The sequence below is a fragment of the Citrobacter cronae genome, from assembly GCF_016893685.1.
Lineage (GTDB): Bacteria > Pseudomonadota > Gammaproteobacteria > Enterobacterales > Enterobacteriaceae > Citrobacter > Citrobacter werkmanii.
Genome location: NZ_CP069763.1, coordinates 3,683,686 through 3,695,735, shown reverse-complemented (window position 1 = coordinate 3,695,735; position 12,050 = coordinate 3,683,686). Strand labels below are relative to the sequence as shown.

Here is a 12,050-nt window from a genome sequence, read left to right as displayed (position 1 = left end):
GAGCCTGGGTGGCTCCGCATCAACGTGGCTTATTTACTCATGGTGGAGATATTGAAGACCTGTTCCAGCATGGGGTTAAATACAAATCCTTTGACGTCTTTGTTCATCGCCAGTTGATAGTTTTTCTGGAATAAATAGACGTAGGCCGCTTCATCAATCACGATGGTTTGCGCCTGCTGGTAATCATTGGTTCTGGCGACAGGATCGGTGGTGGCTAATGCGCTACGCAGCAGCTTATCGACCTCACTGTTTTCATAGAATGAACGGTTACCCGGCAGACCTTTTTTATCTGACTCAAACCAGTAGTTCATGAACATGTACGGGTCGGCGAAATCCGGACTCCAGTTGCCGATAGCAATGTCGTAATCCCCTTTACCCACGCGGTCACGCATGGTGGCATTCGCCAGTTTTTCCAGCTTCACCTTAATACCCAGTTTGTTGAGACTGGCCTGGGTAGAGAGGGCAATCGGCTCCCAGTTAGGGTCATTATCTGAATACAAGAAACTCAGGCTCTCGGGTTTGTTCGCAACCTTGTCCCATGCGGCTTTCGCTTTGGCTTCATCAAAACTGTACTGCATAGCCTTGTCATCAAAACCCCACATACCTTCAGGGATGGGACCGCGCATCTGTTTACCATTGCCACTGAGGATCCCATTCACCATGCCTTTATAATCGGTGGCCCATGAGATGGCGCGGCGTAAATCCACCTGATTGAGCGGCGCTTTACTGTTGTTCAGATACAGATAGGTCACGCGCAGCGAGGGATAATCCACTACGTTAACTTTGCCTTCCTGTTTTAAAGCGGCCAACTGGTCGACTGGAAGCGCGTCGGCAATGTCGATATCGCCACGCGACAATTGCAGGCGACGGGAGGCGCTTTCACCAATGATTTTTACCGAAACCCGCTTAAACGTTGGTTTGGCCCCGGAATAATGCGGGTTTGGCACCAGCACCAGTTGTTGTCCTTTTTGCCAGCTTTTCAGCATGAAAGGACCGGAGCCTGCCGTGTTCTGCGCCAGGAATCCGCGGGCATCGTCTGCGGCATGCTGTTTTAAGATTGCCGGGTTGATAATTGAGGCCCCGTCATTTGCCAGCGTATACAGGAATGGCGCGAACGGCTGGCTGAGGGTAAATTTCACCGTGTTGTCATCAATGACCTCAACCTTCAGATCTTTCGGGAATGCTTCAGCGGGTCCCTGGCCAATTTTGAGCAGGCGCTCAAAGGATTGTTTTACTGCATCTGCCGTCACCGGCGTACCGTCGGCGAATTTGGCATCGTTTTTCAGGGTGAACGTCCACTCTTTCTGATCGTCAGAGGCTTTCCAGCCGCTGGCTAAATCACCTTCAACTTCCGTTGAGCCTTTACCGCCTTCGGTTTTGTACTGAACCAAACGCTGATAAGAGGGATAGGTGACCGTCCAGTCGTTGTTATCGATGGTCACGGCGGGGTCGAGCGTCTGCGGGTCGGCGGCTTTACCGATGACCAACATATCTTTAGGCACGGCGGCCTGCGCGGCAGGGAGGGCAAATGCCAGCGCAATGGCGATCAGAGCGGGGCGAAAAAACGCATTTAACGCAGGTGTAGTCTTCATAACCAGGCTCCAGAATTAAAAGGGATGTTGTGTTGTTATGGGGGGAACAGGGAAACAGGCTATCTGGTCGTCAAGCAGCGGATAACGCGCGGCATCAGGTAATTCAAAATGCCACCACTCGCTGTTAATGCCGACAAAACCGCCACCGAACATAATGGCGTTGAGTAACAACCGGTTACGCTGCGCGGCTGGTGGAACAGAAGGGTGCCAGGCATGAGAACGGTCGTGCATCTCATCAAAATCAGCGCCCATATCAAGAACATTGCCACGATCGTCCATCAGCGTAACGTCGATGGCCGTCCCACGGCTGTGATTGGATCCAATCGCCACATCGACGACGTACTGGGGATCCGGGCACGCATTCCACAGCACCGCCTGCGCCTGCTGGGGGCGATACGCGTCATACACGACAAGCTTCAGGCCCGCCAGTTGCGCGATACTGATGCTTTTAGCCAGCGCGGTTACCGCCTCGCGGTGTAACAGGCAGCGCGCTTCCCGGTAGATAGGCGCGCCGGTAATGTTGTCGGCAGTGGCGTATTTGAGATCGATATGCAGTGACGGGAATATCACCGACAGATCGACCAGTTCTGGGGTTTCTGACATAGCACATTTCCTGTTTATTGTTCGAATTGACCAAACTGTTGTTGTAACTGGCGATTGGTTTGCAGGCGTCCTGCGAGGGAATCACCAAGTTGCTCCACCACCGCAGAAAGTAATAAGTTGAACAGACAGCTCACGGGAGCCAGAGAATCCCAGAAATGTCCGGTGTCAGTTTTTACCTGGAGTAAATCAAGGGCATAATCTCTGGCCCACGGACACCACACATCGGTGATCAGCGCCAGTGGAATATGGCGTTCTGTCGCGACACGGCAATATTGTCGGGAGATAGCGGAGTAGGCGCGCATGTCGGTGATCACCACGTATGGCTGGTTAAATCCCGAATTCAGCGACTCGACCCAACTGCCGGAAAGCCCTTCGGAGTAGCTGACTTTAGGCCGCAGGTATTCAAGATGACTAAAAAAGGCGTTGGCAATCCCACGTGTAGATTGGATCCCGAGGATGTAAACCGCTTCCGCATGCGCCAGCTGCTGCGCAATGCGTAAAAATGTTTCGCTTTGCGCGAGTTGATAGACATGGGTAATGGCGTCGATTTCCAGTAACAGCGACTGCTGCGCGCGATCCGGCAGGCTTTGCTGCTGGTGCCAGGAATCCAGCCGTTCGTTCATTCCCCAGGGCTGATAGGGGACGACGGGCAGCTCACGCAGGCTGGCTTTTGCATCCTCCAGATTGCGAAAGCCCAGCTTACGCAGATAGCGTCCTACGGTAATGCCGCTGGTTCCTGCTGCTTTAGCGATGCCATCCGCGGTTTCAAAAGGGATCTGTACACCATGGGCTAACAGCCATCCGGCTACGCGCTTTTCGCTCGGCGTAAGCTGGCTGAAGGTCTGTTCTATGCGGGTAAATAATTCAGGTTTCGCTGTCATTACCTTCTCGCTGTTAGTTGTCTGTCAGATGACGGCTCACTGTTAGTGAATTAACAATGCAGGACGCGTGCCAGGTCGCTAACAGCGATACGCTGGCTGTTTTTGTTAAAACACAAACCATATTCATTAACTAATGATCAACATTTGTGCAGCGTAGTTCAGTTTTGGTGCAGCGACAGGAGAGCGGGGTATAAATCTGCTGATTTCGTCGGAACGATCACATTGTCGGCAACATTTCCCCTCAAACATCAGAATCGGTAATGGGAAATATCAATTTCAGCCAAATCAATAATGGCAATCTTTATTCTTATAACGGTAGGGGTATTATTTTTTGCGAACTACATTAACGGTTTGAAGCGCGAGTGTAGATATTATCTATATTATAAATGGAGTACTACAATGAATAAATTCTCCCTTTCTACAGCAGGTATTCTGGTCGCAGCGCTGTTAACCAGTGTTAGCGTCAATGCAGCCACTGATAGCGCGAAAACTGAAGTGACGCCGAAAGGCATGAGCTGCCAGGAATTCATTGATCTGAACCCGCAGACCATGGCTCCGGTGGCTTTCTGGGTGCTTAATGAAGACGAAGATTTCAAAGGTGGTGATTACGTCGACTATAACGAAACCGTCACGACCGCAGTACCTCTGACCGTAGAACTTTGTAAAAAACATCCGCAGAGCGAATTAAGTAAAATAAAAGACGAAATCAAAAAAGAATTATCAAAATAAAATTAAAGCGTTATTAAAACCCGGCCAAAGTGCTGGGTTTTGCTATTTGTGACGCCGTCACTTATTTATTTTGCAATACTTAAGGAAACTTTATAAAGATAAAAACGCCGGTGCCGATACTGGGTAAAAGTTAGCCTTTTGCAGAAGGAGTTTGTATGGCCTGGTATCCTACTCGTATTTCAACGCGTTTAACCATTGGCGGCATTCTGCTGCTTGCAGTCACTACACTTGTTATTGTTGCGATTATGCTCTGGCGAGGGCAGCCGCGCGTCGTTGAAATCAATACCGCCCTGATCGAAGAAACGGGGCAAGGTTTAACCCGCCAGTTAAGTACCGTGTTGTCGCGAATTGAAGGTGAGACCGTCGGTTTGTCGCGACTGGCCGAAGTGCTGCCCAACGATGAATCGCTATATCAAAGCGTTGTTCCACATTTGATAGGTGAAGATAAAGAATCGATCATTACCGGCGGCGGCATTTGGCCAGAACCAGACGCCTTCACCGCAGGCGTAGAAAAACGCAGCTTTTTCTGGGCGCGTAACGCTGAAGGAAAGCTGATGTACTCCAACGACTATAACGTCGAAGGATCAAGCGGATACCACAATGAAAGCTGGTATCAGCATGCCAAGGGACATTCACAAAACAGCTGCTTATGGTCTGATGTTTACCAGGATGCCAGTTCCGGGGTCAACATGGTAACCTGCAGCGTTCCTTATCAACTGGCCGGTAAGTTTGCCGGCGTCGCCACTACCGATATTCGTCTCGATAACGTTGCCACCTTTATGCAACAGCAGGGAAACAGCACCGGCGGTTACGCGTTCGTGGTGGATAAACAGGGACAAATTCTCTATTTCCCGCAGGCAGACCTGACAAAACACAAAACCATTAACGATCTGGCGCAAAGCGCGCAATGGCTTATCCCGGTGGAAAACGGTCTTAAATCTTTACGTCCGGCAGATGGGGTTAAGACGATTACGCTTGCCAACGACAATGTGTTGAATACGCCGACCCGGGTAATGCTATTCCCGATGGCGGATACAGGCTGGGTCGTGGGGCTGGTGACGCCTGAATCACGCATCGTCGGTCTCGCCAAAGTGATGATGCAGGACGTGCTGGAAGTGTTGATCCCAATTATGACGCTATTGCTGGTGGGATCCTGGCTGGTGGTTCGCCGACTGATTTCGCGTCTCGATGATACCCGCCAGGCGCTCGATGATATTGCGCAGGGCGAAGGCGATCTTACCCGTCGCCTGGATGTGCGCGGCAAAGATGAGATTTCGGCTATCGCCGAGGCGTTTAATCTGTTCGTCGATAAAATCTCAGCCATTCTGATCACCGTCAGAAGCAGTAGCGTGGTGGTGGCGAATAATGCCGTCAGCCTGGCAGACAGCAATATGGAACTTTCATCTCGCGTCACGCAGCAGGCCGCTGCGCTGGAAGAGAGTTCGGCGGCGATGGAACAGTTAAATGCGACCGTTCATCAAAATGCCAGTAATACGCAACTGGCGGATGAGCTATCCGATAGCACCGCGCAAACGGCCAACCGCTGTGGCGATGTTATGCAGGGCGTGATCTCAACAATGGATAACGTCAGCGCGTCATCCGGCAGAATGGTGGAAATTGTCGCGGTGATTGACAGCATTGCGTTCCAGACCAATATTCTGGCCCTGAACGCCGCCGTTGAAGCCGCCAGAGCGGGCGATGCGGGTAGAGGGTTCGCCGTTGTCGCCTCTGAAGTACGTACGCTGGCCCAGCGTAGCGCCACCGCCGCGCAAGAAATTAAAGCATTGATTGATGAATCCGTATCTCATGTTGGTAGCGGAAGTCAGCAAATTCACAATGCAGGCGAACGGCTGGGAGAACTGGTCAATAACGTACGGCAGGTGCGTCAGTTGATGGGGGAAATACGCGTTGCAGGCGAAGAACAGCGTAAAGGCGTTTCCGAAGTCACGCTGGCCGTTACCGAAATGGACAGCACCGTTCAGCAGAATGCCTCGTTAATTGATGATGCCGCAGCACGTACCCAGGCCCTGAAAGAAGAGGCGGAACAACTGGCGTTGCTGGTCTCTTCATTTAGATTACCAGAACCTGCTACCGCCTGAGCGTCGAGTGAGGTCCGGGCGCAATCACTGCACCCGGACAGTCGATTAATGATCAAGGTACAGGTAGTGCATCCAACTGGTCATGCGCAAGAGTATTTTCCGTAGCAATGATAATGCTTCAAAATGCTGAGCTGAATAGACCGCAACCTGAGCGGCAACACCGTCTGGGAGTTGCTGTTCAGCCTGATTATTATCAACTTTTTCAACGCATTACTGCCACTTTCTGAAGCCCAGTCGCTATATCGTAGCGGTTCTTTTATTATGGACTCTCAGGGTGAGAATGGGATCTGGTTGTTGACCGAAGGTAGAATAGTCATTCGCCGGCGCACTGATGGGCTCATCCTGGCCAGTCAGCAGGCGCCAATGATGCTGGGAATGGCCGAGTTCTTTCTTCCCACTGGGCATAACTTTTATGATATCGAAGCAGTCAGCCCATGTACTACTCACGTAGTGAAGAAAACGGATTTCATGACTATCGTTAATCGCGATCGACTCTGGGAATCTGTGGCAATAGTTGAAGCGTATATTATTCAGGTAATGAGCCAGCGCGATCGCCTGATCACCAGTCGAACCGCAACTGATATGGTTTGGGGACATCTTGAACTTTTACAGCAAGAGCCGGATGACGTCAGAAAAAGAATCCCGGCGGTACAGTATATCAGGGAGCGAACCGGGCTTTCCCGCAGCACCATTATGGATACGCTTGCCAGGTTAAAACGACAGGGGGCGATCCAGTTGCATCGCGGGCATTTAATCTGCATTTCGGCAGATTAACCACCGCATCCGTCCATGATTTAAATATAGTATGATGGGTCTTATGACGGATTTATGACGTTAAATCCATCAAAACATATGTTATCTGCTTTGTATCAATCTCACTTTAACTCTATAATATTGTGTGTAAACTGGCATTTATCCAAATAAGGGCCAATATTATGGATTTAACACTCAATACGGCTGCTGATATCGTCAAACTACTCTGTGACAGATTGCGTAAAGAACGACTCGCGCGGCAAATGACGCAGGCAGATGTTGCCGCGCGTTCAGGTGTCGGTGTGAATACCGTTTCGAATCTGGAAACAGGTAAGAATGTAGGATTTGAGAATCTGGTCAAAGTCGCAATGGTGTTAGGTTATGGCGATGCGCTGGAGGGTTTATTCAAACCCAGGATTGACAGTCTGGATGATATTTTGCGTTACGAGAAGAGCGCGGCACGCCAGCGGGTGAAAAGGAAAAATTCTGATGCCTGAACAAGTTGATGTCTTTTATGAAGGCTGGGGTGAAAAATGGCTGTGGGGAAAACTGGTGTCTTCCACAGCCCTGACCGGACGCCCGTTGATCGCCTTTGAATACAGTGAAGACGCCATACGTAAGGGACTGGAACTGTCCCGGCTGATGTTACCGCTGAACGGCCCACGTTTACGCAGGGATTTCCCGGCTCATCAATTGGGATTGCCTGGACCAGTCTATGATTCGTTACCTGATGGCTGGGGTATGCTGTTGATGGACCGATTATTTAAACGCCGCGGACTAAACGCAGCGCGCATAGGTCCTTTGGAGCGCTTAACATGGGTCGGCAACAACGCGATGGGCGCCATGACTTTCCAGCCCGTTCAGTCAGATGTCGAGAAGATTTCAAAAGAGGATGTGCCTCTCGAACAACTGGCCGCTGAGGTGCAGGAAGTCCTGAGTGGAGACGGCGGGGAATTCTTGCAAAAATTGCTTCAGATGGGCGGTTCGCCACAAGGGGCAAGGCCAAAAGCGCTACTTTATCGTGACAGTGTCACGTCAAAATTTACTACTGCGCCGTTACCCGGGAGCGAAAGCTGGTTGATTAAATTTCCCGCCAGGCATGAGCATGCTGAAGTATGCGCCATCGAAGCGGTTTATGCTGAATGCTTGCGTCAATGTGGGATTAGCACGCCCGATACGGCATATTTTGATCTGCCTGGTGGGCAGGCGGCCTTTGCCACCCGCCGTTTCGACCGTGACCAGTCAATACGTATTCCAATGCAGAGTCTGGCGGCTCTAACCGGCGCAAATTACCAGTTACCCGGCGCTTTAGATTACCGGGATTTTCTGCGCGCCACGCAGATCTGTACCAATGATGTCAGAGAAAAGGCGAAAGCGTTCGAACGCGTGGTTTTCAACGTGGCATTCAACAATCGTGACGATCATCCGAAGAACTTTGCTTATTTAATGTCAGCCGATGGAAACTGGACTCTGGCTCCGGCTTACGACGTCACCTGGTGTGAAGGACCCGGCGGGTACCACCAAATGGACGTGCTGGGGGAGGCGCTGGATATCAAAAGAAAGCACCTTCAGTTGCTTGGCGTTCAGGAAGCTGAGCTCTCTGCTGACCAGGTGAACGCCATAATCGAAAAGATCTGCCACTCTGCGATAGGGCTGAGCGCTATCGCCAGTGACAAATACCCCGATCAGATAACGCAAACCACGCTGGATACGATCCAGAAACAAATTAACGATAATGTCCGCCGGTTACTGTCCCGGTGATGCAGGTTCAGTCGCTACACTGACCTAAAGATAACCATTAACGCCCCCAACGGCTGTGAATATAGGTTACGGCCTCCTGCGTTTGCGGCTGATTGAGATAATCTTCGCGAAACAGGATGGTGCCGTTGATGTGTGGTTCGGACTCGTTCAGATCGAGCTGCTTTTTCAGCTCTGGCACGCCGCCTTTGACTGTCCAGTCCGGCTCTTTTCGTGAAGGTTCGCCGACTTTATACAGCGCCACTCCAATATAAAGGCGGGTGTTGGTTGATTTCACAACATCTGCCCACCACTTCGCCAGCACATCGTATCGCGCCGCATCACGGGCAAAAGGCCAGTACAACTGAGGGGCGATGTAGTCCAGCAAGCCTAATTGTACCCAGCGACGAGTATCGGCATAAGATTCATCATACGCTGCTGCGCCACGGGTGTCGGAACCCGCAGGATCGTGAGAACGATTGCGCCATACACCGGCGGGGCTGACGCCAAATTCCACCTCAGGCTTAAGTTTCTTGATGGTCCGCGAAACCTGGGCGATCAATCGTTGCGTGTTATCGCGCCGCCAGTCAGCTTTAGAATCAAATCCCTGACCATATTTTCTGAAGGTCTGGCTGTCGTTAAGCGCTGAACCGGGAGACTCGGTATAGAAGTAGTCATCAAACTGCACGCCGTCGACCGGATAATTTTCCACCACTTCCGCCACGATGCTGGTGATCCAGTCGCGTACTTCGGGAATACCGGGATCTAACACAAAACGCTCGCCCGAGGTGCGGATCCAGTCCCGGTGCAGGACATAAACGCTGGAGGGCGTCTGCGACAGCGTGCTGTTTAATTCGGTGATCGTTGATGGTTTGAGATTAACGGATACGCGGTAAGGGTTAAACCAGGCATGAACTTTCATGCCGCGTTTATGCGCTTCATCGAGCATAAACTGTAGCGGATCGTAACCCGGATCCTGACCAATCGTGCCGGTTAGCGTATCTGACCACGGCAAGATTTTAGATTGCCACAATGCGGTGCCATCGGGTTTGACCTGGAAAAAAACGGTGTTGATGCCAAGACGTTTCAGGTTATCCAGCTTATCCGTCAACGCTTTCTGCTGCAGGCTGATACGGATGGCAGGGGAACTGACATTCACTGATGAGATCGGCGGCCAGTCCAGACGGGAAACCGTCGCCAGCCAGATTCCGCGCACCGGCTCCTTATTCTGTTGCGGTTTACTCACCGGAGGTAGTGGGGCGACTTTGGGACCGGGCGGCTGTGAAGAGCAACTGCCAAGTAACAACATACCGCCCACAAGTACCGCGAACCATTTCAGATTGGTTCGCGGTAATCTGGCATGGCAACGGACGAAGATATTCGCCAGTTTTTTCTGATATTTTCCTGAAAAGAAACCGGATGCTGGCATCAGACTATGCTCTTATTTTTTCTTGTTGCGGCTGTTAGCCCAGGGATCAATAGCAGGTGTAGTGTTGTTGAACGGGGTCACGTCATGCAGCGAATCAAGATAGAGCGCTTCAACTTCAGCACGCGCCCACGGCGTACGGCGCAGAAATTTTAAACTGGATTTAACGCTCGGTTCATTTTTAAAGCAGTTGATGTTAATGCGTTGAGCAAGCTCGGCCCAACCAAAACGATCGACCAGTGCATTGACCTGCATTTCTAGCGTTACGCCATGTAAAGGGTCTTTTGAAGTATGAGCATTCATATGAAGTCCAGTTCGGTATTTCCAGATTTTGTCAGTCGTGCAACGAGACAGATTACAAGAAAGCGGAACGACCAGCAATGGCCCAAATCGACACTGATCTTCCAAGGAACATTCGCTGAAACTGTAAAAAGAAGAGGGCGGACAGACCTGACACTTCAGGCTAATCACGATAGAAGAACTCTTTCTCGTATAGCAATCCGTTACCAATTTAGCTAAAGTAGTGTATAGCAATTTGTTACCAACAGGAGATAACCATGCAAAGCAGCGCCCGTAAGCCGACTCGTGATAAGCAAATTAATATCCGGGCTACTGATGAGGAACGTGCGGTAATTGACTACGCCGCAAGTTTGGTCAATAAAAACCGTACTGACTTCATCATTGAGAAGGCCGTGCATGAGGCCCAGAATATCATTTTGGATCAACGAGTATTCGTCCTTGACGATGCCCGTTATCAGTCTTTCATTGAACAGCTTGAAGCGCCGGTTCAGAACGTTGAAGGGCGTCAACGCCTGATGAATGTGAAGCCCGAATGGAAATAAACGTCACGACACCGGTGTTGCTGACCGAAGGGCATGATCTCCAGCCATTTGATTGCGGTAATGACGTGTTAAATGATTGGCTACGTCGACGGGCGATTAAAAATCAGTACCTCAACGCATCGCGCACATTCGTCATTTGTCTTGAATCTACTCAGCGTGTTGTGGGTTACTATTCCATTGCAACCGGGTCCGTGAGCCATGCTGATTTAGGCCGTAGTTTACGTCAGAATATGCCCGATCCGGTTCCGGTCGTTCTGCTGGGACGTCTTGCTGTTGATGTCTGTACTCAGGGGCATAGTTTCGGAAAATGGCTACTTAATGATGCGGTACTGCGAATTTCCAACTTAGCCGATCAAGTGGGCATCAAAGCCATCATGGTACATGCTATTGATGGCAAAGCTCGGGCATTCTATGAGTATTTCGGCTTCGTTCAGTCTCCGATAGCAGCAAATACGTTGTTCTACAAAATTTAACTCCCCGAACATTCTCGAATATTCCCAGCTGAAATGGGACAGGCTTTCATAACCGACAGCATAGGCTGATGTGGTAACATCGTAATNAAACGATGAGTTAGTAGTGGTGTCAACCAATGTCCAAATGCCAGCAAACGAAAGATTAATGGGGACTTAACTCTATGACTTTGTGCACATCACACGATTTAACATAATATACATTATGCGCACCAGTAATGTAACTGCAATATTCTAATGTCACTTTTAACCCATTTAGTGATGTCACTTTTTCTKGCATAAAGGATCCAATCCTCAGGCYATGGAGACATCAGGATGCTTGTGACCATGTCAGATAAAGAACTCAGTCGGATCAACATCATTCAGTCAGTTATTGAAAAACGCATGCGCCGTCGTGATGCTGCTCATCAGCTTGCTCTGACCGAACGTCAGACACAGCGGTTAATGAACCGTTTTCGTGAGTCTGGTGCCGCAGGTCTGGCAAACCTTCGGCGTGGACTCCCCGGTAATCACAGGCTTCCTGAGTCACTGAAGCTGCGTGTTCTGTCGTTACTTCACGATCATTACAGCGACTTTGGACCAACCCTGGCCGCAGAAAAATTACGCGAACGTCATAACATCAGAGTATCTGTTGAGACGCTCAGAAAATGGATGACAGTTGATGGACTCTGGGTTCCTTATTCACGTCGCAGGCCTCGCGTTCATCAGCCCAGATACCGACGTGACTGCCTCGGAGAACTTGTTCAGATTGATGGTTCTCCACATGACTGGTTTGAAGGACGCGCACCAAAATGCTGCCTGCTTGTCTTTATTGATGATGCTACTGGCCGTCTGATGCACCTCCGCCTCGGCGAGACTGAATCAGCCTTTGATTACATGATGGCCACCCGCGAGTATCTTGAGCAACACGGCAAACCA

13 protein-coding genes and 2 pseudogenes are annotated in these 12,050 nt (G+C 50.4%); 8 read left to right on the top strand and 7 right to left on the bottom strand.

Features of this window, described 5'->3' with window-relative positions; genetic code table 11:
• Positions 1 to 29: 29 nt before the first annotated feature.
• The 3 genes from JSN25_RS15970 to JSN25_RS15960 are packed head-to-tail and all read right to left on the bottom strand — an operon-like array spanning position 30 to position 3,076.
• The gene (locus tag JSN25_RS15970) at positions 30 to 1,592 is read right to left on the bottom strand and encodes an ABC transporter substrate-binding protein (RefSeq protein ID WP_204525124.1); all 1,563 of its coding nucleotides are present in this window, start codon (positions 1,590 to 1,592) and stop codon (positions 30 to 32) included.
• A gap of 15 nt (positions 1,593 to 1,607) precedes the next feature.
• The gene (gene ddpX / locus JSN25_RS15965) at positions 1,608 to 2,195 is read right to left on the bottom strand and encodes a D-alanyl-D-alanine dipeptidase (protein ID WP_038640600.1); all 588 of its coding nucleotides are present in this window, start codon (positions 2,193 to 2,195) and stop codon (positions 1,608 to 1,610) included.
• A 14-nt stretch (positions 2,196 to 2,209) separates the two neighbouring features.
• Positions 2,210 to 3,076, bottom strand: a complete 867-nt coding sequence (locus JSN25_RS15960) for a MurR/RpiR family transcriptional regulator (protein WP_038640598.1) — start codon at positions 3,074 to 3,076, stop codon at positions 2,210 to 2,212.
• A 399-nt stretch (positions 3,077 to 3,475) separates the two neighbouring features.
• Here JSN25_RS15960 and hdeB point away from each other — a divergent pair, with 399 nt between their 5' ends.
• Both hdeB and JSN25_RS15950 read left to right on the top strand, forming a co-directional pair.
• On the top strand, positions 3,476 to 3,805 hold the full coding sequence (gene hdeB, locus JSN25_RS15955; RefSeq protein WP_032939734.1) for an acid-activated periplasmic chaperone HdeB: 330 nt from the start codon (positions 3,476 to 3,478) through the stop codon (positions 3,803 to 3,805).
• A gap of 155 nt (positions 3,806 to 3,960) precedes the next feature.
• Entirely contained in the window at positions 3,961 to 5,904 is a 1,944-nt protein-coding gene (locus JSN25_RS15950) for a methyl-accepting chemotaxis protein (protein ID WP_085048209.1), read from the top strand.
• Between the two features lie 45 nt (positions 5,905 to 5,949).
• Here JSN25_RS15950 and JSN25_RS22125 read toward each other — a convergent pair.
• Positions 5,950 to 6,105 (bottom strand): annotated as a pseudogene (locus JSN25_RS22125) (hypothetical protein); the annotation flags it as partial.
• Positions 6,106 to 6,165: 60 nt separating this feature from the next.
• Here JSN25_RS22125 and JSN25_RS15945 point away from each other — a divergent pair.
• The 3 genes from JSN25_RS15945 to JSN25_RS15935 all read left to right on the top strand — a co-directional run bounded on the left by JSN25_RS15945 (position 6,166) and on the right by JSN25_RS15935 (position 8,418).
• Complete coding sequence (locus tag JSN25_RS15945) at positions 6,166 to 6,678, top strand: helix-turn-helix domain-containing protein (protein WP_204525123.1); 513 nt, start codon at positions 6,166 to 6,168, stop codon at positions 6,676 to 6,678.
• Positions 6,679 to 6,839: 161 nt separating this feature from the next.
• Positions 6,840 to 7,154, top strand: coding sequence for a helix-turn-helix domain-containing protein (locus tag JSN25_RS15940; RefSeq protein ID WP_085048213.1), 315 nt, complete (start codon positions 6,840 to 6,842; stop codon positions 7,152 to 7,154).
• Complete coding sequence (locus JSN25_RS15935; RefSeq protein ID WP_204525122.1) at positions 7,147 to 8,418, top strand: type II toxin-antitoxin system HipA family toxin; 1,272 nt, start codon at positions 7,147 to 7,149, stop codon at positions 8,416 to 8,418. The genes JSN25_RS15940 and JSN25_RS15935 overlap by 8 nt, the downstream gene beginning before the upstream one ends.
• 37 nt (positions 8,419 to 8,455) lie before the next feature.
• Here the strand turns inward: JSN25_RS15935 and JSN25_RS15930 are convergent, their stop codons facing one another.
• Both JSN25_RS15930 and JSN25_RS15925 read right to left on the bottom strand, forming a co-directional pair.
• Entirely contained in the window at positions 8,456 to 9,823 is a 1,368-nt protein-coding gene (locus JSN25_RS15930) for a glycoside hydrolase family 10-like protein (RefSeq protein ID WP_204525121.1), read from the bottom strand.
• 12 nt (positions 9,824 to 9,835) lie between these two features.
• The gene (locus JSN25_RS15925) at positions 9,836 to 10,123 is read right to left on the bottom strand and encodes a VF530 family protein (RefSeq protein WP_087856619.1); all 288 of its coding nucleotides are present in this window, start codon (positions 10,121 to 10,123) and stop codon (positions 9,836 to 9,838) included.
• A gap of 254 nt (positions 10,124 to 10,377) precedes the next feature.
• Here JSN25_RS15925 and JSN25_RS15920 point away from each other — a divergent pair, with 254 nt between their 5' ends.
• Both JSN25_RS15920 and JSN25_RS15915 read left to right on the top strand, forming a co-directional pair.
• Positions 10,378 to 10,662, top strand: coding sequence for a type II toxin-antitoxin system TacA family antitoxin (locus tag JSN25_RS15920; protein ID WP_038640582.1), 285 nt, complete (start codon positions 10,378 to 10,380; stop codon positions 10,660 to 10,662).
• The gene (locus JSN25_RS15915) at positions 10,653 to 11,135 is read left to right on the top strand and encodes a GNAT family N-acetyltransferase (RefSeq protein WP_085048216.1); all 483 of its coding nucleotides are present in this window, start codon (positions 10,653 to 10,655) and stop codon (positions 11,133 to 11,135) included. Before JSN25_RS15920 ends, JSN25_RS15915 begins: the two co-directional genes overlap by 10 nt.
• On the opposite strand, the pseudogene JSN25_RS15910 reads toward JSN25_RS15915, so the two are convergent.
• Positions 11,136 to 11,219, bottom strand: a pseudogene (locus JSN25_RS15910) (hypothetical protein); the annotation flags it as partial.
• Between the two features lie 240 nt (positions 11,220 to 11,459).
• Between JSN25_RS15910 and JSN25_RS15905 the strand changes: the two are divergent.
• The coding region (locus JSN25_RS15905; protein ID WP_204525120.1) for an ISNCY family transposase at positions 11,460 to 12,050 on the top strand (591 nt) is incomplete at its 3' end.

Excerpts from the sequence above, each read along its gene's own strand:
- hdeB (WP_032939734.1), top strand. The coding sequence starts at position 3,476 with ATGAATAAATTCTCCCTTTCTACAGCAGGTATTCTGGTCGCAGCGCTG.
- JSN25_RS15930 (WP_204525121.1), bottom strand. The coding sequence starts at position 9,823 with ATGCCAGCATCCGGTTTCTTTTCAGGAAAATATCAGAAAAAACTGGCG.
- JSN25_RS15940 (WP_085048213.1), top strand. The coding sequence starts at position 6,840 with ATGGATTTAACACTCAATACGGCTGCTGATATCGTCAAACTACTCTGT.
- JSN25_RS15945 (WP_204525123.1), top strand. The coding sequence starts at position 6,166 with ATGGACTCTCAGGGTGAGAATGGGATCTGGTTGTTGACCGAAGGTAGA.
- JSN25_RS15950 (WP_085048209.1), top strand. The coding sequence starts at position 3,961 with ATGGCCTGGTATCCTACTCGTATTTCAACGCGTTTAACCATTGGCGGC.
- JSN25_RS15970 (WP_204525124.1), bottom strand. The coding sequence starts at position 1,592 with ATGAAGACTACACCTGCGTTAAATGCGTTTTTTCGCCCCGCTCTGATC.
- ddpX (WP_038640600.1), bottom strand. The coding sequence starts at position 2,195 with ATGTCAGAAACCCCAGAACTGGTCGATCTGTCGGTGATATTCCCGTCA.
- JSN25_RS15935 (WP_204525122.1), top strand. The coding sequence starts at position 7,147 with ATGCCTGAACAAGTTGATGTCTTTTATGAAGGCTGGGGTGAAAAATGG.
- JSN25_RS15915 (WP_085048216.1), top strand. The coding sequence starts at position 10,653 with ATGGAAATAAACGTCACGACACCGGTGTTGCTGACCGAAGGGCATGAT.
- JSN25_RS15960 (WP_038640598.1), bottom strand. The coding sequence starts at position 3,076 with ATGACAGCGAAACCTGAATTATTTACCCGCATAGAACAGACCTTCAGC.
- JSN25_RS15925 (WP_087856619.1), bottom strand. The coding sequence starts at position 10,123 with ATGAATGCTCATACTTCAAAAGACCCTTTACATGGCGTAACGCTAGAA.
- JSN25_RS15920 (WP_038640582.1), top strand. The coding sequence starts at position 10,378 with ATGCAAAGCAGCGCCCGTAAGCCGACTCGTGATAAGCAAATTAATATC.